Origin of the sequence: Bacteroides sp. AF34-31BH, assembly GCF_003602795.1 — a bacterium.
In the GTDB taxonomy this organism is placed as follows: Bacteria; Bacteroidota; Bacteroidia; order Bacteroidales; family Bacteroidaceae; genus Bacteroides; species Bacteroides uniformis.
This window is the reverse complement of record NZ_QTLV01000011.1, coordinates 160064-180807: the sequence shown is the minus strand read 5'-3', so window position 1 is coordinate 180807 and position 20744 is coordinate 160064. Positions and strand designations below refer to the sequence as shown.

The 20744-nt window shown below is 44.0% G+C and carries 18 protein-coding genes and 1 tRNA gene; 12 read left to right on the top strand and 7 right to left on the bottom strand.

Translation table 11 applies throughout. The features are described from left to right. The first annotated feature begins 363 nt into the window (after window positions 1-363). From DWZ67_RS15870 to DWZ67_RS15840, 7 genes are all read left to right on the top strand, one after another. Window positions 364-810 carry a hypothetical protein gene (locus tag DWZ67_RS15870; protein WP_005828652.1) on the top strand — a complete coding sequence of 149 codons (447 nt, stop codon included), beginning with the start codon at window positions 364-366 and terminating at the stop codon, window positions 808-810. A 199-nt stretch (window positions 811-1009) separates the two neighbouring features. Further along, window positions 1010-1822 carry a MotA/TolQ/ExbB proton channel family protein gene (locus tag DWZ67_RS15865; RefSeq protein ID WP_005828650.1) on the top strand — a complete coding sequence of 271 codons (813 nt, stop codon included), beginning with the start codon at window positions 1010-1012 and terminating at the stop codon, window positions 1820-1822. A 93-nt stretch (window positions 1823-1915) separates the two neighbouring features. Then, window positions 1916-2521: an ExbD/TolR family protein gene (locus tag DWZ67_RS15860; protein WP_005828648.1), complete on the top strand. Its 606-nt coding sequence runs from the start codon at window positions 1916-1918 to the stop codon at window positions 2519-2521. 39 nt (window positions 2522-2560) lie between these two features. After that, the gene (locus DWZ67_RS15855) at window positions 2561-3211 is read left to right on the top strand and encodes an ExbD/TolR family protein (protein WP_005828642.1); all 651 of its coding nucleotides are present in this window, start codon (window positions 2561-2563) and stop codon (window positions 3209-3211) included. Window positions 3212-3239: 28 nt separating this feature from the next. Further along, on the top strand, window positions 3240-4055 hold the full coding sequence (locus DWZ67_RS15850) for an energy transducer TonB (protein ID WP_005828639.1): 816 nt from the start codon (window positions 3240-3242) through the stop codon (window positions 4053-4055). Window positions 4056-4066: 11 nt separating this feature from the next. Beyond that, window positions 4067-5017 carry a PstS family phosphate ABC transporter substrate-binding protein gene (locus DWZ67_RS15845; protein WP_009037283.1) on the top strand — a complete coding sequence of 317 codons (951 nt, stop codon included), beginning with the start codon at window positions 4067-4069 and terminating at the stop codon, window positions 5015-5017. A gap of 5 nt (window positions 5018-5022) precedes the next feature. Next, on the top strand, window positions 5023-6468 hold the full coding sequence (locus DWZ67_RS15840; protein WP_120139286.1) for a tetratricopeptide repeat protein: 1446 nt from the start codon (window positions 5023-5025) through the stop codon (window positions 6466-6468). A 47-nt stretch (window positions 6469-6515) separates the two neighbouring features. Here the strand turns inward: DWZ67_RS15840 and DWZ67_RS15835 are convergent, their stop codons facing one another. Further along, window positions 6516-7439, bottom strand: a complete 924-nt coding sequence (locus tag DWZ67_RS15835) for a helix-turn-helix domain-containing protein (protein ID WP_120139295.1) — start codon at window positions 7437-7439, stop codon at window positions 6516-6518. 246 nt (window positions 7440-7685) lie between these two features. Here DWZ67_RS15835 and DWZ67_RS15830 point away from each other — a divergent pair, with 246 nt between their 5' ends. From DWZ67_RS15830 to DWZ67_RS15810, 5 genes are read left to right on the top strand one after another with little or no spacing between them, the layout of a single operon-like run. After that, complete coding sequence (locus DWZ67_RS15830; protein ID WP_005828621.1) at window positions 7686-8537, top strand: ATP-binding cassette domain-containing protein; 852 nt, start codon at window positions 7686-7688, stop codon at window positions 8535-8537. Next, window positions 8537-9367, top strand: a complete 831-nt coding sequence (locus DWZ67_RS15825; protein ID WP_009037280.1) for a hypothetical protein — start codon at window positions 8537-8539, stop codon at window positions 9365-9367. The genes DWZ67_RS15830 and DWZ67_RS15825 overlap by 1 nt, the downstream gene beginning before the upstream one ends. 2 nt (window positions 9368-9369) lie before the next feature. Then, a complete protein-coding gene (locus DWZ67_RS15820; RefSeq protein WP_005828614.1) occupies window positions 9370-9738 on the top strand; it encodes a GntR family transcriptional regulator in 369 nt (122 codons plus the stop codon). A gap of 12 nt (window positions 9739-9750) precedes the next feature. After that, window positions 9751-10584 carry a hypothetical protein gene (locus DWZ67_RS15815; protein WP_117879231.1) on the top strand — a complete coding sequence of 278 codons (834 nt, stop codon included), beginning with the start codon at window positions 9751-9753 and terminating at the stop codon, window positions 10582-10584. Window positions 10585-10636: 52 nt separating this feature from the next. Beyond that, on the top strand, window positions 10637-11947 hold the full coding sequence (locus DWZ67_RS15810; RefSeq protein WP_005834895.1) for an anaerobic C4-dicarboxylate transporter family protein: 1311 nt from the start codon (window positions 10637-10639) through the stop codon (window positions 11945-11947). A gap of 643 nt (window positions 11948-12590) precedes the next feature. Here DWZ67_RS15810 and DWZ67_RS15805 read toward each other — a convergent pair. The 6 genes from DWZ67_RS15805 to DWZ67_RS15780 all read right to left on the bottom strand — a co-directional run bounded on the left by DWZ67_RS15805 (window position 12591) and on the right by DWZ67_RS15780 (window position 20413). Next, window positions 12591-12663: transfer RNA gene (locus DWZ67_RS15805), tRNA-Met, on the bottom strand. Between the two features lie 391 nt (window positions 12664-13054). Continuing rightward, window positions 13055-13870, bottom strand: a complete 816-nt coding sequence (locus tag DWZ67_RS15800) for an alpha/beta hydrolase (protein WP_035458100.1) — start codon at window positions 13868-13870, stop codon at window positions 13055-13057. A 39-nt stretch (window positions 13871-13909) separates the two neighbouring features. After that, complete coding sequence (locus DWZ67_RS15795; RefSeq protein WP_005834897.1) at window positions 13910-14587, bottom strand: GDSL-type esterase/lipase family protein; 678 nt, start codon at window positions 14585-14587, stop codon at window positions 13910-13912. A 68-nt stretch (window positions 14588-14655) separates the two neighbouring features. Then, window positions 14656-15441, bottom strand: coding sequence for an SGNH/GDSL hydrolase family protein (locus DWZ67_RS15790; protein WP_005834898.1), 786 nt, complete (start codon window positions 15439-15441; stop codon window positions 14656-14658). A gap of 12 nt (window positions 15442-15453) precedes the next feature. Then, complete coding sequence (locus DWZ67_RS15785) at window positions 15454-17124, bottom strand: RagB/SusD family nutrient uptake outer membrane protein (RefSeq protein WP_120139285.1); 1671 nt, start codon at window positions 17122-17124, stop codon at window positions 15454-15456. 16 nt (window positions 17125-17140) lie between these two features. After that, window positions 17141-20413 (bottom strand): SusC/RagA family TonB-linked outer membrane protein, encoded by a 3273-nt coding sequence (locus DWZ67_RS15780; RefSeq protein WP_243635175.1) that lies wholly within the window; start codon window positions 20411-20413, stop codon window positions 17141-17143. Window positions 20414-20744: the final 331 nt, after the last annotated feature.

The following is a 20744-nucleotide window of genomic DNA, read 5'->3' as shown; positions in this document are numbered from 1 at the left end:
CAGAAGAAGCCTCCGTGTCTGATAAGGATACGGAGGCTTTGTTCGTTTTATATACCTCTCCTCTAACATTCCGTTTCTACCGCTAATCACTATACCTTATTATATATAATTATTCATCATATATTCATCAGATTAATTCCCGAATTAAGGTGCTAAATGAATGATTAAAAACTTTTAAATCAGTATTTTATATCCTATTTCCACTTTCGTATTTCATATATTCTTCGTACCTTTACAGTGTATTAAAAGGTATAGTAAATCCTTTAATCAGTGAACAATTTAATCTTTTTACAAAAGAAAGTAACATAGCTGTAAAACAAATAAGAGAGACATCTGTTATTTATTGTAGAATCATTAGACGACATGAAAACAACTGTAAAGACATTCTGGATATGCATGCTACTGATGTTGACTTGCAGCATTAGCGGTAAAGCCATTGACCTGGTGCAGGTGGATGACAGAATGGCCGGAACTGCTGAAGTTTCCGCTTCTTTATCTTCATGTTCTTCTACTTCCGACAATAGTATTGACAAGAAGAATTCATTGTTCACGAATACCAAGTTCGCATGGACTACGGATGTCGAACTGGGAAACAAACCGGTTTCCGAAACTTACTCTTCTCATCAACAGCGTTTGCGCAGGGTGATTGAAGACAATCTTTTCCTCAGAAACATTCTTTTGATGTTATCCAACCACGAGAATCTACTCGTGCAAGGCCGCTCTAAATTATACTACTCAGATAAAGACCCGTACTATGCATTGACGGGCAGTGATTACTATATTTATACGCTTCGGCGGATTTTGATTTAGCCAACTTTTCTTCTTATTGATTTCCCCCTTTTTCTCCTTATTGTCTTGAAGAGACTGAAGGCAGGTGACCTTTAGTGTACATATATGTTAGTTAAGGTTGCAAGGATGATTACGCCCTATCGGTTCGTAAGCGGGAAGTCGTATCCCTATGCTTTATTTTCAAAACTCTATTTAAATACCAACAATTAAACTTTTCATCATGGAAACTACTCAAAAAAAAGCAGCCTCTTTTAAAGGCATCAGATCCGCCGGTTGGGTAATCGTAATCTGTTTTATCATCGCCGTGCTTATTTTTCACTTTGTGTTGGGAAATCCCTCCAACTTTATGAACAACGACCCGAACAACCATCCGTTGCCGGGTAACTTCCTCGGTACCATCTATAAAGGTGGATTCATTGTTCCTGTAATTCAAACGCTTTTGCTGACTGTCATCGCACTGAGTATTGAACGTTATATTGCCATTGGCGCTGCCTTTGGTAAGGGGTCATTGGTGAAATTCGTAGCTAACATCAAAGCAGCCTTGGCTGAAGGTGATATGAAGAAGGCACAACAAATCTGCGATTCACAACGTGGTTCTGTAGCCAATGTGGTAAATGCCACTTTGAAGAAGTATGCCGAGATGGAGAATGACACAGAGCTGTCCAAAGACCAGAAACTGCTTGCCATCCAGAAGGAATTGGAAGAAGCCACTGCGCTGGAACTGCCGATGATGGAGCAGAATCTTCCTATTATTGGTACCATCACGACTTTAGGTACATTGATGGGATTGCTTGGTACGGTTATCGGTATGATCCGTTCATTTGCCGCTCTTGCAGCCGGAGGTTCAGCCGACTCCATGGCTCTGTCGCAAGGTATTTCCGAGGCTTTGATTAATACTGCCTTCGGTATCTTGACCGGTGCATTGGCCGTTATCTCCTACAACTATTATACAAACAAGATTGACAAGTTGACTTACAGCCTCGATGAGGTTGGTTTCTCCATCGTGCAGACTTTTGCAGCTACCCATAAATAGTTGACTGCTGATAGTTGGAGCTGCGCTGTGACGTAGGCTTCTATTATCTATTCAACGAATGAATTCTCAATTTTAATTTTCAATGAAACGATTATGGGCAGAGCGAAAATAAAAAAGAAAAGTACGTTCATCGATATGACGGCGATGAGTGACGTAACTGTACTGCTGCTGACCTTCTTCATGCTGACTTCTACGTTCGTGAAGAAAGAGCCGGTACAAGTAACGACTCCCGCCTCTGTATCCGAGATTAAGATTCCGGAGACAAATGTACTCCAGATATTGGTCGATCCGAGCGGAAAAGTATTTATGAGTCTGGACAAGCAGTCCGACTTGCGCGAAGTGCTGGAAGCTATGGGGCAGGAGTATGGAGTGACTTTCACTCCGGAGGAAACTAAAAAATTCATGCTGGCGTCTACCTTTGGTGTGCCGATGAAGAGTATGAAGAAATACCTCGACTTGCCGCAAGACCAGCAAGATGCTGTATTGAAGAATGAGGGGATACCGACAGACAGTATTGACAATCAGTTCAAGGCCTGGGTACGCAACGCCCGTGCAGTGAACAGTGATTTGCGCATTGCCATCAAGGCAGATGCCAATACTCCTTATTCCGTAATAAAAAATGTGATGAACTCACTTCAGGACCTCAGAGAGAACCGGTACAACCTGATTACTTCTCTGAAGACCACAAGTGAGGAGTGACAAGCTACGAGTTACAAGTAGAACAAGAAAGGAAACATTATGGCTGAAATACAAGAAAGCGGCAACAAGAAAGGTGGAAAAAGCAAGCAGAAGAAAATGACTGTCAGGGTGGACTTTACACCTATGGTGGACATGAACATGTTGCTGATTACCTTCTTTATGCTTTGTACCTCACTGAGCAAACCTCAGACCATGGAGATAAGCATGCCGAGCAATGACAAGACCATCACCGAGGAGCAGCAGACCAAAGTCAAGGCTTCCCAAGCCATTACGCTGTTGCTGGGCGATGACAACAAGTTGTATTATTACGAAGGAGAACCCAACTACAAGGACTATACCTCACTGAAGGAAACCACCTATCAGGCGGACGGTCTGCGGGCAATGCTTCTGCAACGTAATAGAGTTGCTGTGAACGAAGTGAACAGACTGAAGCAGCAGAAACTGGATCTTAAGATATCAGAGGATGACTACCGGAAACAGCTTTCCGAGATAAAAAGCGGAAAGGATACGCCGACAGTCATCATCAAGGCTACCGACAAGTCTTCGTACAAGAATCTGATTGATGCTCTCGATGAAATGCAGATATGTAATATAGGTAAGTATGTGATAACGGATATTGCCGAAGCCGACGAGTTTTTGATGAAGAACTACGAAAGCAAGGGCGAATTGTCCCAGAACATTGCTGAATGATGTGTAACACCCAAAGAAAGGAAAGAATATGGCTAAAGTAGATTTAAGCTCCCAAGCATGGTGTGACCTCGTGTTCAGTGGTAAGAACAAAGCATATGGAGCCTATAAGATGCGTGAGACCTCTCCCAGACGGCACAACATTGCCGTGATACTGGTAATTGTAATTGCATTGATAGGTTTCAGTATCCCTACGCTGATAAAGATGGCTACCCCCAAACAGAAAGAGGTGATGACCGAAGTGACTACCCTTTCGCAGCTGGAAGAACCGGAAGTGAAGCAGGAAGAGATGAAGCGGATAGAGCCCGTGGCCCCACCGCCGCCTGCATTGAAAAGCTCCATTAAGTTTACCGCTCCCGTCATCAAAAAGGATGAGGAAGTGAGGGACGAGGATGAAATAAAAAGCCAGACAGAACTGACGGAAACGAAAGTTGCCATCTCCATTGCCGACGTGAAAGGTAATGACGAGGAACACGGCAAGGACATCGCCGACTTGAAACAAGTGGTGACGCAGGCCGAACCGGAACCTGAAAAGGTTTTCGATATGGTAGAGCAGATGCCCCAGTTCCCCGGTGGTCAGGCCGAGATGATGCAGTTCATCAGCAAGAATATGAAGTATCCGACCATTGCCCAGGAAAACGGTACGCAAGGGCGTGTAACCTGCCAGTTTGTGGTAGGTGCCGACGGCAAGGTGCGTGATGTGAAAGTGCTGAGAGGTGTAGACCCCTATCTGGATAAAGAAGCTGTCCGTGTGATTATGTCCATGCCCAAATGGATTCCCGGCAAGCAGAATGGTAAGGCCGTATCGGTGAAATATACGATACCGGTGATGTTTAGATTACAATAAGTGTGTGTGTTATGAAAACGGTGAAACAACTTCAGCTTTCAGGCTTACTGGTGCTGCTGACTCTGCTGTCGGCCTGCCAAAGCAAGCCCAAGGACGGACAAACGGATACGTATACCTCCGGTGTGATTGCAATTGCTGCGGACGAAAGTTTCCAGCCTATTGTGCAGGAAGAAATTGACGTGTTCGAAGGACTGTTCCCCTTGGCAGGAATTGTGCCCCGTTATGTGACGGAAGTCGATGCCGTCAACCTCTTGCTCAAGGACAGTCTGCGGTTGGCAATAACCAGTCGCAGACTGACTCCCGAAGAGATGAATTCCTTCAATAGCCGGAAGTTTTTTCCGCAGGAGATAAAGATTGCTACGGACGGGCTGGCATTGATAACCCATCTTGGCAATCCAGATTCATTGATTAGTGTGAAGGACATCTGCCGCATCCTGACGGGTGATGCGAAGCAGTGGAAAGATATCTATCCGGCTTCCCGTTTGGGGGATATCAGTCTTGTGTTTGACAACAAGAACTCCAGTACCGTACGTTTTGCTGTCGATTCCATCTGTAAGGGTGTACCGCTTTCCAGTCAGTTGAAAGCGTTGAAAACCAATAGGGAGGTGATTGACTACGTGGCCCGCACGCCTGATGCCATCGGTATTATCGGCGTGAACTGGCTGAGCGACCGGAATGACAGTACGGGGCTCTCTTTCAGTAAAGAGGTGCGGCTGATGTCCGTCAGTGCTGCTGACAAGGCCATGCCGGACAACAGTTACAAACCCTATCAGGCGTATTTGTATTACGGTGATTATCCGTTGGCACGCAGCATCTATGCCTTGTTGAATGATCCGCGGAGCGCACTTCCGTGGGGATTTGCCTCTTTCCTCGCTTCCGACCGGGGACAGCGGATTATATTGAAGTCGGGATTGGTCCCCGCCACCCAACCGGTGCGCGTGGTGAACGTCAAGGATGAATAACTAAAATGAATGCTAACATGAAACGTAGATTTGTATTTTGTTTGGGAGCGATGCTGTTTGCAGGTACGCTCGCCGCACAAACGCCGGTGCCCGAATGGCAGGCGGGGGTGGATAAAGTAAAAAGTCTGATAAAGACGAATCCGGAGCAGGCTTCCGACGCAGCCGGAGAACTGCTGAAGGGCAAGAACAAGAAAAATGTGGAGCTTGTGACTTCCGTGGCCCGTGCCTATCTGGATGTAGGACAGCTGAAAGAGGCGGAAACCTATCTGGAGATGGCAAGAAAGGCCGACAACAAGGCTCCGGCAGTTTCTGTACTCGAGGGTGACATCGCTTTTGCCCGGAAAGATATCGGAAAGGCATGCCAGCTTTATGAGCAAGCCATCTATTTTGATTCGAATTATAAGGATGCGTATCTGAAATATGCGCAGGCATACAAGTCTGCCAGTCCTTCGCAGGCCATAGAGAAGCTGAACCAGCTGAAGGCCATAGCTCCGGATTGCCTGGAAGCAGACAAGGAGCTGGCGGAAGTGTATTACGCCACCAACCGTTTTGGCAAGGCTGCCGACACCTATGCCAAGTTCATCGATACTCCCGTGGCTACGGAAGATGACATCCTTAAATATGCTTTTGCACTATTCCTGAACCACGACTTCGAGAAATCCTTGGCGGTGGCGCAGAAAGGTTTGCAGAAGAATGCCCGCCATGCCGCATTCAACCGGCTTGTGATGTACAACAATGTCGACCTCAAGCGTTATGACGAGGCAGAGAAGGCTGCCGATGCTTTCTTCAATGCTTCGGATAATGCCGATTATTCATACTTGGATTACCGCTATCACGGTGCTCTGTTGAGTGCTCTGAAGAAATATGACCAGGCCATTGAGGAATATGGTAAGGCATTGGAGAAGGATGAGAGTCAGGTGGATTTGTGGCGTGAGATTGCCGATGCTTATGAATTGAAAAACGACTATACCCAAGCCATTGCTGCTTATAAAAAGTACTATGACTCGCTGGCACAAGATAAAAAGACGTCCGAAAACTTATTCCAGTTAGGGCGTCTGTACTACGGAGAGGGTACGTCCTCGGACACTCTCTCCGTTCAGTCTGCCGACCGCATGGCGGCATTGCAGGCTGCCGACTCTGTGTTCGCACTTGTTGCCGAACAAGCTCCCGACAGTTATTTGGGAGATATGTGGCGCGCCCGCACACACTCTGCCATGGACCCCGAAACTACAGAGGGATTGGCGAAACCTTATTACGAGAAGGTGGTGGACGTACTGCTTGCCAAAAACGAACCGAGGTACAACTCTGCATTGATAGAGTGTTACAGTTATCTGGGCTACTACTATCTGTTGAAGAGTGACTATGCTACTTCGAAAGAGTACTGGAATAAAATTCTGGCTATCGACCCCACCAATGCCACAGCAAACAAGGCATTGGACGGCATCAAATAGCAATAATTTTAGTTGTTTGTCGTGTCGGGAGGAGTGGAGAGTGATTCTTAGCTCCTCCTTTTTTGTTGCAGGGTCCCCCTTGGAGGCAGTGATTGCTTGCGGTAGTCCGTGGGTGAAGTGCCTAAGTGTGTCTTCACATACTTCCCGAAAAAGGAGATGTTGGGGAAATCCTGATGCTCGGAAATCTCCTTGATAGACTTATTGGAATACTTCAGAAAATATTTGATGTCTTCGACCACATAATCGTTTATCCACTCGAAGGCTGTCTTTCCGCTGACCTTTTTGCAGACGGTGGAAAGATATTTGGGAGTAACACACAGCTTACCCGCATAATAGGAAATAGAACGTTTTTTCACCTCGGTGCAGGCCAGCAGGTCGAGGAATCTCTTGAATAGAATGTTGCTCCGCTTCACCATTTGGCTTTCGGGAGGGGTGCTCAACTGGTTTAAATCTGCCAGCAGCTCATACAGCATGGTGCGTATCAGCGACCTGATGACTTCTTTGTAGTAGGGCAGCTCCGCCTGTTTCATTCGGGCACGTATCACCTTATAGTATAAATCGAACAGTTGCACTCTGTCCTTGTCAATGCGTACTACCGGATTCTGGCTGATATAGAAAGCCTTGTTCCATATGTCACTACTTTTATGAAGGTACTTCTGTGTAATCTGGGTCGACAGACAGAACATGGCGCCCTTGAAGTCGGAACTGGTTGTGTAATTGCTCAGAATCATATTGGGCATACAAATCAGCATCTCACCGGGGTAGATAGCATATTTTTGGGTATTGATGTTTATCTGCAGTCTTCCTTTTACACAGACCACATAGATGTTTGCATTCAACTTGAAATACTTGTTGAAAAGCAAGTTCTTGAAATCTCCAAGTATAGCAATATCGTTGTCGGTATAGTCCGTACTTGTATATTCTGCTATATTGTATGTGTTAAGTTGGTAAATCTTTTCTTCGTTTTTCATATTCATGTCTTTAGCTCCTTTGCAAATGTAAAGCAAGTGGCAGGAAATATAGAGTCCTAAATGGATACAGAAGTGTCCTAATCTTCTTGCGTGTGAGGCTAATTTCGAACCAAAGAATAGAATTGTTCCTTTTTCTGAGCATTTTTTTTCTTGAAACGCTTGTCGTATTGAAAAGAATGTCTACTTTTGCGGTGTACTATTATACTAATACACATAAACAATAAGATATTTAATTCATCCAAGCGTATGTTACAAGTAGAAAACATTTCATTTAGTTATCGCAAGGGGCGGAAAGAAGTCCTGAGCGATTTTTCACTTTCGCTGGAAGCCGGCCGGGTTTACGGTCTGTTGGGTAAGAACGGAGCCGGCAAGTCTACGTTGCTCTATCTGATGAGCGGTTTGTTGGCTCCCAAACGTGGGAGAGTGATGTATCATGATACCGACATGCGCCGCCGGTTGCCCGTCACGTTGCAGGACATGTTTCTGGTACCCGAGGAGTTCGAGCTGCCTCCTATTTCCTTGGTCAGCTATATTGAACTGAACAGTAAGTTCTATCCCCGTTTCAGCAAGGAAGACATGGTGAAGTACCTACATTTCTTCGAGATGGATATGGATGCTGATTTGGGAGCCTTGTCCATGGGGCAGAAAAAGAAAATCTTCATGAGTTTTGCGCTGGCCACCAATACTTCCCTGCTGCTGATGGATGAGCCTACCAATGGACTGGATATTCCGGGAAAGAGCCAGTTCCGTAAATTCCTGGCTTCGGGTATGTCGGACGACAAGACGATTGTCATTTCCACCCATCAGGTGCGTGACATTGACAAAGTACTGGACCATGTGCTGATTATGGACAACAGCCGCGTATTGCTGGACGAATCCACTGCCAGCATTTGCAGTAAGCTGTTCTTCTTGGAGAGTGACGACCGGGAGTTGGCTGCGACTGCCTTGTACACGCTTCCCTCCGTACAAGGCAATTTCTTGATGCTGCCCAATACGGAAGGTGAGGAATCGGAGATTAATCTTGAACTGCTGTTTGGCGCCGTACTTGCAGAGCCTGGGAAGATAGCGGAAATGTTTCACACTAAAACAAATGAATAATGATACGCGATACCTTTTTTAGTTTGCATCGCTTTGTGAACGTATGCCGCAAAGAGATGGTGGAGAATTGGAAGACCTATATACTCCGCTCGGTGATGGTCTACGGAATGTTGGCCATAGTCTTTGTCTGGAATGGATACTATCAGTATCACAATCTGGAAGCGGGAGCTGTGGGCATGGACCCTATCTGGGAGTTTGAGTCCAGATTCTTTCTTTGGGGACTTGTCATTTGGGGATGCATTAGCGCCTCGTTTGCCATGGAAAGGATGAAAAGCAAGACGAGTCGTACCGTTGTGCTCATGACACCTGCCACCATGTTCGAGAAATTCTTTGCCCGCTGGCTGGTGGCTACCTGCGGCTTTATCTTGGTCTTTCTGATAGCTTTCAAGCTGGCGGACTTGACAAGAGTCGTCTTCTATCTTCTGGCCTACCCGGAGCTGCATGTCGTTCACTCCTTTCCGTTGTGGGAATTCTGCTGTAACACGAACTGTTTCTATGAGACGATAGGAAGCGGACCGGCTGTGGTGGGGATATTCCTGAGCTGCTACTTTTTCCTACAGTCTTTCTTCCTGCTGGGCAGTACGGTCTGGCCCAAAAATGCACTTATCAAGACTTTTGCGGCCGGTGTCTGCATCTTCGTTTCATATATCCTGATAGCTGTATTGTGCCTGAAGGCCATTCTGCCTAATAACTTCTTCATGACTGAGCCCTATATTGACAGGGAGGCATCGGGCGGCTGGCTGATTTTTATAACTTCGTTTTTCGCCCTTTTCAACTGGGTGCTTGCCTATTTCCGTTTCAAGGAGTCCGAAATCATTAATCGCTGGTAACTATGAACTTTAAGGAAAGCAAGGCCATCTACCTGCAAATAGCAGACCGCATTTGCGACGAGGTACTTCTCGGGCAATATCAGGAGGAAGAACGTATTCCTTCGGTACGGGAATATGCGGCTGTGGTAGAGGTCAACGCCAATACGGTGATGCGTTCGTACGACTACTTGCAGACGCAAGGAGTGATTTACAACAAGCGGGGTATCGGCTATTTTGTGTCGGTAGGTGCACGTAAGCTGATTCTTTCGTTGAGGAAAGAGTATTTTCTGAAGGAGGAAGTGGATTATTTCTTCAAGCAGATTTTCACGCTGGGCATCTCTGCCGAGGAGTTGTCCGGGATGTATCAGGAGTTTATCAAGAAACAAAAATAAAAGAAGACAGTTATGAAACGAACGACTTATATAATGATAGGAATGCTGGTTACCGGTGTGGCAATGGTATGCGGACTCATGTTCTATGTGGTGGACCGCAATGTCACTCAGAAAGATAATTTTATGGAAATCGGCGGAGAACGGAAAACGGTGCAGCTGCCCTCGTGCAGGGTGTTGAAGCTGACACAGCCTCCGGTGGTGTGGAAACAGAAAAAAGAAGGTATTGTGGAGGCAGAGCGTATGTTCTCGTTCGGGGAAGTGCCGTTGGAGGTAACTGCCGGAGACTCTTTGCAGCAGGGCAGTTTCTCCTATGCAGGGGATATGGAGGCTTTTATGTCGATGACTTCCGTTGGCGATACCCTGCTCGTCACCTTTGACTTTCCGGAGGATAAGCTGGAACAGCATCTTCAGAATGACATTTGGATAAGGGTTCGTTCAGAAGGGATGGAATTGCGGTTGCCTGCGGAGGTACAAGCGGTTGTGGTAGATGTGGAGGATATGGAAACCAATTTCTACGGACTCCGTTGCGATACGCTCTCTTTCCGCACGCGAGACCTTGCCCGGCTGGAAGATTGCCATGTCACTGCGCTTGCAGCGCAGGCGCAGAGCTTGCATCTCAACAGCGGCACAGTGCGCAACCTTTATCTGAATCTGGACGAGATAGCCGACTGGGATGTCAATACCGGTTCCTTCCATATCGATACGGAGCATCTGTCCGGCAGTCGCTATCATCGTTGTCTTTTGCAGAAGAATGAATGCCGCCGGGTGTTCTGGACACCGTTAAAGGATGATGCCTCTTTGAGTGTGGAGTTAAAACAAGCAGTTAAAATAGAAGTAGGTGAGTAGCCATAATACGAAATGACTTATCTTTGCACATGAATCAAAAAGTGTAGAGTATATGGCCTTGCAATTGGCATTCGTATTGGTAGCTATCATTATAGGCGCCCGCTTGGGCGGCATTGGACTAGGTGTAATGGGAGGGATAGGTCTGGCAATTCTGACGTTTGGTTTCGGATTGCAGCCTACATCACCTCCCATTGACGTTATGTTGATGATAGCCGCCGTCATTTCTGCCGCATCCTGTATGCAGGCGGCTGGCGGACTGGATTATATGGTAAAGCTGGCAGAACGGTTGTTGCGGAAGAATCCTTCGCAGGTCACCATCTTGAGCCCTATTGTGACCTATTTGTTTACTTTTGTTGCCGGCACGGGACATGTGGCATATTCGGTGCTTCCCGTGATTGCCGAGGTTGCCACGGAGACCAAGATTCGTCCCGAAAGGCCACTGGGCATTGCGGTGATTGCTTCGCAGCAGGCTATTACGGCAAGTCCCATTTCGGCTGCCACCGTCGCACTGCTTGGGTTGCTGGCGGGATTTGATGTCACCTTGTTCGATATTCTGAAAATAACGATTCCTGCTACCATTATCGGGGTACTTGTGGGCGCCTTGTTCTCCATGAAGGTGGGCAAGGAGCTGGCAGACGACCCGGAGTACAGAAAGAGGTTGACCGAAGGCTATCTTGATGTCAAGAAGGTGGAGATAAAGGATATACACAATAAACGGCATGCCGTCTTGTCCGTGCTTATCTTTATCCTTGCCACTGCTTTTATTGTGTTCTTTGGTTCGTTCGACAGTTTGCGTCCTGCCTTCGTGATAGACGGCGAGACGGTGAGACTCGGCATGTCCGCCATTATCGAAATCGTGATGCTCTCTGCCGCTGCCCTCATCTTGCTGCTGACTCGCACCGACGGCATGAAGGCAACGCAAGGCTCCGTCTTCCCGGCAGGCATGCAGGCGGTGATTGCCATATTCGGCATTGCCTGGATGGGAGATACTTTTCTTCAGGGAAACATGCTTCAGTTGACCCAGTCCATCGAGGGAGTGGTGAGGCAAATGCCGTGGCTGTTCGGGATAGCCTTGTTTGCCATGTCGATTCTGCTTTATAGCCAGGCCGCCACTGTGCGCGCACTGATGCCTTTGGGCATCGCTTTGGGCATTTCGCCTATGATACTGGTTGCTCTGTTCCCCGCTGTAAACGGTTACTTCTTTATTCCCAATTATCCCACCGTAGTGGCAGCCATCAATTTCGACCGTACCGGGACTACCCGTATCGGCAAGTATGTGCTGAACCACTCGTTCATGCTTCCCGGACTTGTTTCGACTGGCGTTGCCATCGGGCTGGGGTTGCTTTTCATCAGGATATTCTAAGGGAAACCGCTGCTTTCAATCCGTTGTATATAGGGCTTTGTTTACTTGTGTATAGGGGAGTGTTCCCTTTTACTCATTGCCTTATCAGCGCCTAATGGTCGTGCGGCGATCTGCTGACGGCTGTTAAGCGGGTTGTTGATGGCCGTTAGGCGATTGCATCATGGCCGTTGCATACTGTTGATTCCTTATGTCCGACGTAATAAATACCTTCATTCTCTGAATAAAGCACAGAGGAAAACAGTATTGAAGTCTTGGCTTTGTGTGGCTGTACGCATTTGTTCTGATTGCATTTGAAGGGGGAGGAGATGGAATTAATACCGTGTTTGCAGGATATTGATTTCGTGCAGGTACGATATAAATAAGATGTGATACAAGAAATTAATAACTTGTGTTACTTCATGTTAGCTTCTTGTGTGTCAGTATTTCTGTTTGTGAAACGGTGTGGAAGCAAATTTTGCTTCCACACTTTTGAGTTGCTTCCACCGCATCTGTAATGCCGATGAATAAAGGGATGTGGAGAGGAGGTGGAAGTGTGGAAGCAATTTGCACAAACATTATTTGCGCAAACATTTTTTTCTGTCCTTGATGGGAATTAAAAAAATGAGGATAAAACGGTTTATAAAACCTTTTATCCTCATTGTAGTTGCGGAGATCCGACTCGAACGAATGACCTTTGGGTTATGAGCCCAACGAGCTACCAACTGCTCCACTCCGCGATGTTATCGTTTTGTGGGTGCAAAGGTACGGCTTTTTATTTAATATGCAAATAAAATGCATGATATTTTTTAGTATAGCTCTGGTGAAATATTTAAAATGTTGATAATGAGTGCGTTTTCTCCTTTCTTTTTTTGACTGTTTATTAATTCCTATTTCTTATTAATAATGGCTCAAGCTTATCTGCTATCATGCGATAGGCTTCCGGAGTGATATGTAATCGGTCTTTTAGATAGAGTTCTTCTCTAAGTTTGCCATTAGTTCCATACATCATAGAAGTAATATCAAGAAGAGTGACGTTGGAACTGTTAAAAGAGAAAAATCATTTCATATTCTTCATGTTATTAAATTGTGTAATTTATGGTAAAAATCTTTCTGTTGATTTGCATTATATCACTGTTTTGCGGGAGTATTTAATATCCGTTTTATCTGTTGGTGCAATATATAGAAAGCAGGTTCACCCATAGGACCATGCCCATGCCCGCCGATTTCATAAAGATAAGTGTCTTCATGCCCGACAAGTTTCATCATCCGCCACATGTAAGCGTTTTCCTCATAACGTCCAAAAAGCTCTAACTCCCGATCACCGGTTATAAGTATCAAGGGGGGGGCATCTTTTCTGACATGAAATAATGGGGCGAATTCATCGATAGTAGGTTGTAGATTATCAATACCGTTCATTTTACGATAGGAAAAATGACTAATGACTTGGCCGCTAAAGGGAATCAGACCTGCAAGGGAATCTGCATCTATACTGTACTCTTTTAACCATTTTTTGTCTAATCCAATCATTGCAGTGAGGTAGCCGCCTGCCGAATGGCCGGAAACAAATATTTTCTTTTTGTTTCCTCCGTATTTTTCTACTTCTTTAAAAGTCCAGGCTATGGCTGCTGCCGCATCGCCTAAACATTCCGAGATTGTTACTTTGGGAAGTAAACGGTAGTTTACAGCTATCACTATCATGCCACTTTTCTTTAATTTGGTTGGAATGGACTTATTGCCACTAGTCAATCCTCCTCCATGAAACCATATTACAGTTGGGCAATCCTTTAGATTTTCAGGATAATAGATGTCTAACTTGCACCGTTCTTGAGCATATGCATCTTGCGATGTTGCATAGGTTAAATTTTCAATTGTCTTGTAGACGGTTTCCTGAGCGTTGGTAAAGGTGCATATGAGAACGCTCAAACATAAAAGTATTCTTTTCATTTTAATAAATAAAATATTGTATGTGATTATTAATCAGGGTTATTTGTTATTAATGAGATAAGGTTCTATTATTTTGGCAAATTCTTTATAAGCAAGTACGCTGGGATGAAGCCTGTCACTAATATAGAACTTTTCAGGTAAAGCTCCATTCTTGTCATATAGACATGATGTTATATCAACGTAGGTAACCTGGTGGCTGTCTTTGAAGTAGTCTTGTATCAGTTTATTCACCTCTCTTTCCTTTGGAATCCAGTCGGGCATAGAAGGGGATGGATGAAAAGAAAGGAGAATAACCGGAACGCCAGGAAGATGAATATCCAATAAACGGCAGAAGCACTTAATGTCTTCGAAAACACGTTCGATGGATACGCCATTATAAAGATCATTCGCACCGCATAACAACACTATCTGTGCCGGTTTGTAGGCTACTACCAGGCGTTGATAGTGGTATAAATAGTCGCTGATCCATGAACCGCCATATGCACGATTTAAAACCCTATGATTGGGGAAATAACTGCCGGTATTTTTCCACATGCCCAATGAGGAACTGCCGATAAAAAGAATGCTTCCTGGTTTAGGAAAATCTTTCTCATCCATGCTGTAATAATTGTCCAGCTGTTCTTTATAGGCGTTTGCTCTGAAATACAAAGAATCTTGAGCGTTTGCTATGCTATACACAAACAGCAGAAAATAAATGATTGATATATTCTTTTTCATTCTCTTTAGCTTTTTGTAAATATTGGTAGCTCATCTAAGAATCTTCCAATGTTATTATTCTGTTCTTTTTAAAAGAAGTTGTTACGAATCTCTTTAGCAATGTAACGTCCTATCAATCGTTGCCCTTCTATATCCGGATGTACTCCATCCTTTAGATAGCGCCCACGGGTGTTGGAATTTTCGAAAAACTGACTAATACCGCTTTCGCCGTAGCAATCAATAACCTGAACGGATAAAGCTTGACTGACTTGGCGCAACACTTCATTTCGTTTCCGATGCATTTCATTTTTTGCCTTGTCCCCGGTCTGTATAGGCAACCATACGAATACACGGCATTCCGGGAAGTTCTCAAGTATAGTTTGAATTGCCCATCTTGCCCCTCCTGCCATGGTCGTCACATTAACATCGTCCAGCGTTCTTGCTGATAATGCTTCTGCAACTCCATCAAGTTTTGTATCATTTGAGCCCATTGCAAAAACGAAAACATCGGGTGCGGGATAAACACCGTCCTTTACTTCTGAGATAAATTTCTGAATATGTACTTTGGATACATTATTATGTCTCATTTGCAATTCTTTCTTATCTTTTGTAGGCTTCCATCCATCTGAAATTCCGGCAAAGTTGTCACTGTTGTAATCTTGTGTATCAGGATGGCATGCAAAGGTAGACGAACCAACTGCAACATTATGGTGTGATGCAAATCCCAATAAATCGACTACGGTCTTTGACCATTGGTTGCCAGAGGTAGTGCTGCTGCCATCACAACCAAAGTTCAATTTGCTAAAATTTGTTGTTTGTGCTTGGACTATCAGGCATAGTCCCCATCCTAACATTAGAAATATAATTCTTTTCATGTTTTGTTTCTCTTAATAACCGTAATTATTAGCTCCTATTAATTTGTTCTCAGCAATTTCTGCAGTCGGAATTGCATATAGTAAGTTCTTTTTTGAGCGAATGGTAGAGCGGTTGGCTGAGCCGCAGACAATGAATTGTGTGTCGTTCATAACGTCTAAATATAGTCCCCACCGTAAAAGGTCAAATTTCCTATTGAATTCTTGGCAAAATTCCAAAGCACGTTCTTTCAGGACTAAACTTCTTGCCTCTATCTTATCGGTCACCTTATTTGTATATAGGGTTGTAGCTTTTGCCCGTTTTCTTATGACATCAATATCTTTCATTGCAGCTGTTATATCCCCCAATTCTACTTCTGCTTCAGCTCTGAGCAGGAATGCTTCTGCATAGCGAATTAAAATTACATCTTGTTCTGATTGTGACGCTTCTTTCTGTTTAAAGAAGGTTGGATTAGAGATATCACCTTTATACCATTTAGTCAGACATGGCACTCCGTATTTATATTCCGCGTTAAAATCAGGAACAAAAGCTTTTAGATTGTCCGGTAGACTCTCTGCATTATATTCGTCCGAGAGAGAGGGAAAAGAAACCCATTTTGTGGAGGTGTAGCTTGTTAGGAAGTAATGCCATACACCGTGCACAATACGGTCATCCTCTTTGTCAAATTGGGTATATAGATTAGGGGCCATATATATCCATGCGCCACTGCCACCGTAAGGAGCCGGAGTGTAATAGCTATGTAAACCTGATGTTTGAAAGTCTACGTCACTTACACTGGTTGCTCCCCATACAAATTCTTTGTTTTTCCTATTGTTACCACCCCAAAGGTTTAGATACCCTTCTACTAAATCAAAATCAACACCTCTTCGTGCAATGACCATGTCGCAAAGCTCTTTTGCACGTTGATAACACTGCTGGACATCTATGTTTTCAGCTCCTTCAACTGCATTGCAGGTATATTTTTTATCCACTCCCTTGATATCTACAATTATTTCTGTATTTCCTTTGCAGGTTAATGCGCTGGAACCCATAGTGCAATATACGCGTGCCAGTAATAGTGCTGCAGCAGTTTTATCTGCATGCCCCCAAGCGCCGACATTGCCTTCTGATGTATAATACATGTATTCTAAGCAAGTTTCCAGGTCATTGACAATTGTGTTGTAGACTGCTTCTACGGAAGCTCTGGGACAATCTGTCTCTGCTTCCGAAGATAATCTCAATGGGACGGCACCATACATTCTTACCAGATGGAAATAAGCGAATGCCCGTAGAAAAAGCGTTTCACCATACAACTGCCTGACAGCGGATTCTGTCTGATAAGAATCTGTAGATTCCAGAGCTTCTTTAGCTTTGTTTGCCCGACTGATCATTCTATAAAAGACACTCCACAAATCATTGTTTGTATTATAGGCATAGTGTCCGGTGATATCGCCGCTACCTGCAGAACTGAGTACCCAAGCTGGAGCCCCACAATGATCGTTGTCGTAGTCCATCCAGGCCATATACGTCTGTTCCATACACCAGTTATCCCAAAAAGTCGCATAGATACCGGTTACTAGTTGTTCTGCTCCTTCTTCAGTCTGACCTAATTTCTCTGATGTGATAGAATAAGGGGTTTCTTCCAATGAACAGCTTGTTACAAATGCTGCCATCGAGCATATCATTATCAATAGTATTTTCTTCATGATTCGTTTTTATTAATTAAAAAATAACATTAAGTCCCAAAGTAAAGCTTCTCTGCTGGGGATAGGCTCCAGAATCAATACCCCTTAAAGAAGGCGTGGAGCCAAAAGAATTAACCTCAGGGTCATATCCGCGGTATTTGGTGAAGGTCAACAAGTTATTGGCAACCACGTTGAACCGTACGCTATTTATGAACTGAAATGGTTTTCTAATTGTATATCCTATGGATAGAGTGCGTAATTTTAAATAAGAGCCGTCTTCTAGATATAATCTGGAAAAACGAATGTCACGTCCTGAATAATTGAATATCTTAGGGGCAATTCCGCTATTGGGATTTATGCTCCATGATTGTTCATATACGTAGTATGGAACGTTCTGGGTCTGTCCCAGGTTATAAAAACGTAATGAGTTCATATTGAATACGTCATTTCCTTCCACACCTTGAAAAAGAATGCTGAAATCGAAATTCTTCCAGGTCAGGTCCATATTGAATCCATAAAAATACTTGGGATTTGCATCTCCAATCCATGTTTGATCCTGGTCTGTGATAAAACCGTCTTCATCAAGATCTTTATATTTAAGTTCACCGATCCAGTCTCTACGAATTATTTCTTCTGTAGCCGCATCAGAACCGTTCACTGTGTAATCTGGATATTGGGTTTGGAATTGCTTACTATTAATGACTTCCTCGCGTGAGTTCCAGATACCGTCTGTGACAAAACCATAAAATGAACCGATAGAATGACCATCAGCAATAGCATACGGGCGCAAGCTGTTATAGATAGAGTTGGGGAACATCGGGTCTTTGCCAAAATCGCAAATCTCATTCTTGTTAAATGATATGTTGCCACCGAATGACAATGAAAAGTCTTTGTTTTGAATTGCTCTTACATTTAAGCTGGCTTCAAGTCCGCGATTGATAACAGAACCGCTATTGGAAAGTATCTGTAAGATGCCGGTGCTTGGGGGAACTTGCTTGTATTGCAACAGATCCGTGGTCTTTTTATAATAATAATCTACTTCCAATGATATCCGCTTTAATATATCCAATTCAATGCCTGCATCATGCTGCCAAGTAGTTTCCCATGTTAAATCCTTATTTCCTGGATTATATACATTCGTTGCATATCCATTTTCAACCGATGTGCCGAATGGATAATTGGCTGCAGCCATAATGGCAAAAGTTTGGTAAGAGCTGATGGCCTGGTTGCCGGAAGCTCCGTAGCTATAGCGAAGTTTTATATTATCAAAGATATGAGATACTCCTTTCATGAATTTCTCTTCTGACAGCCGATATGAGAAGCCGACAGAGGGGAAAAAGGCTGCGCGCTTGCCTTTGGCAAATTTACTGGAGACGTCATCACGTGCGGTAAAAGTCAGATAATATTTGCCTGCATAATTATAGGCAAGCCGTCCGATCAGTGAAAATAAACGTGAGTCCCCCTTGCCAGAGGTGGCTGATAGCATCTCACTTGCATCTTGAAGCAGCCAACCATTGGTAGCATCCGTACCGAAGCCTTGTACTGTAACTACTTTGTTATAGTTGCTGGACGCTTCCCAGGAGGTTCCTGCGGTTGCGCTTACATTATGTTTACCCCAAGTTTGGTTGAACATTAACAAATTGTCGAACACCAATGATGACCGCCAATTATCTCCACCGTATGATTTTCCGTTCACATATTTACCTTCGGCCATAGTTCTCGGCCAGTATTTATTGGCATCATTATGAGTATAGTTATATCCAAGAACAGTTCTGAAAATCAAGCCTTTTGTTAGCGTTATATTTAAATAGTTGGAAGTCCTAAAAGATATGTTTCGATTCTCGTTCAACGCATCAGCGTATCGAGTAGGCACTGCTACCATGCTATATTCATTATCCAAATCGTCTTGGGTTTGTGTTGCTGGATAAGTCAATGCTGAGCGGATAATGCCTTCCGTTCCGTTATTTTGGTTGTTTGTAGCAGTCTTGACAATACTTGAATTTGCAAATGAACCCGATATGGATGTACCTACTTTCAGCCAATCTTTCACTTGTCTATTCAAGTTTAGCTTTATGGTATAGCGTGTATAGTCCGAACCTTCAACGATACCTTCTTGGTTCAGATATCCTCCACTTATAGCATAATCGTATCCTTTGGTCTGTCCTGCAATATTTAAGTTGAGGTCATGTGTCACTCCTGTACGGAAAATCTGATCTTGCCAATAGTACGGATCGTTACTGAAGTCGTCAGGTCCTTGCAAATAAGTGCCTTCTGCATTCTCAACTCCGGGGAAAGGCAGGTCGGTTTGTTCCCAAGGGAAATTGGAAACTTCTTGGGTGTTGATGTAAGATTGATTCCTGTATGTTGCATAATCACGTGCTCCAAGTACCTTTATCTTTTTCACAGGATTGCTAATTGTTGTTTTATATGAAAATGAAATTTGGTCTTTAACATCTAGTCCGGTACCGCTTTTGGTGGTAATCAGGACTACGCCGTTGGCACCGCGAGAACCGTAAATGGCTGTTGACGAGGCATCCTTCAAGATTTCAATAGATGCGATGTCGCTAGGATTAAGCGAGGACAAGGCATTATTGTAAGTGGGCGAGCTCGAGTCAAAATTGATTGTGTCATCATTGCTGTCTGCGATGGGTACTCCGTCGATTACATACAAAGGTTCAGTAGAACCTTGAAATGAATTTGTACCTCGAATCTGGATGCTGATTCCTCCACCGGGAGCTCCATCGTTTGAAACCACGTTCACACCGGTCAGGCGCCCTTGTAGCCCCTTTTCTAGACTTACTGGGGAACTTTTTAGTAAATCTCCACTTTTTACTTGTGCCACAGCCCCGGTAAGATCGCTCTTTTTTACATAGCCATAACCAACGACAACTACTTCATCCAGCGTTTTGCTATCTTCATGCAAAACAATTTTCATATTTACAGTTGCCTTTACTGTTTGTTGCAAGAATCCGATGTAAGATATCGTCAGTGGAGTTCCTATTGGACAATTCAGTATAAACTGACCGTTGATATCGGTAATTGTACCATTACTGGTGCCTTTCTGTAATATATTGGCTCCAATTATGGGTTCTCCATTCTGGTCAACCACTACTCCTGCTATTTTTTGTTTTTGTTGCACTGTTTCTACAGTATGGGAGGAAGTTGCCCACGACAAAGAAGGACTTCCGCAGAATAAAAGAGTTATAAAAACTCTTGCCATGAATACATTCTTCATATTTCTCAGATTTATAAAGTTATTAAAAGTAAAACGTTGTTGTTTTAAAGAGAGTAAAATTTCTTTTTGCTCCATATCCTATCCATTCTCCATAACTAAAATCAATTTAAAGGTTGACACTCCATTTTATTTTTCGTAGCTCAAAACACTGGCGGGTATTGTTACCAACCTTTATACCCGCCACATGTTTGAATCTAAGAAAAACAGCACGAATTACAAATCCGCCGTTCTGTGGACAAAAGTAAGGAAACAATAACCTGAAGTACTCCTAATTTGTTTCTCAGTCTGTCCGGTTCGTATTTTTACCCAAACGGGAAGCGTTTTTACCCAAATGGGAAGTAGTTGTACTGTATGTATTTAAAGCAATTTCCTATCTTTGCATACAAACATATTCATCTTATTACCA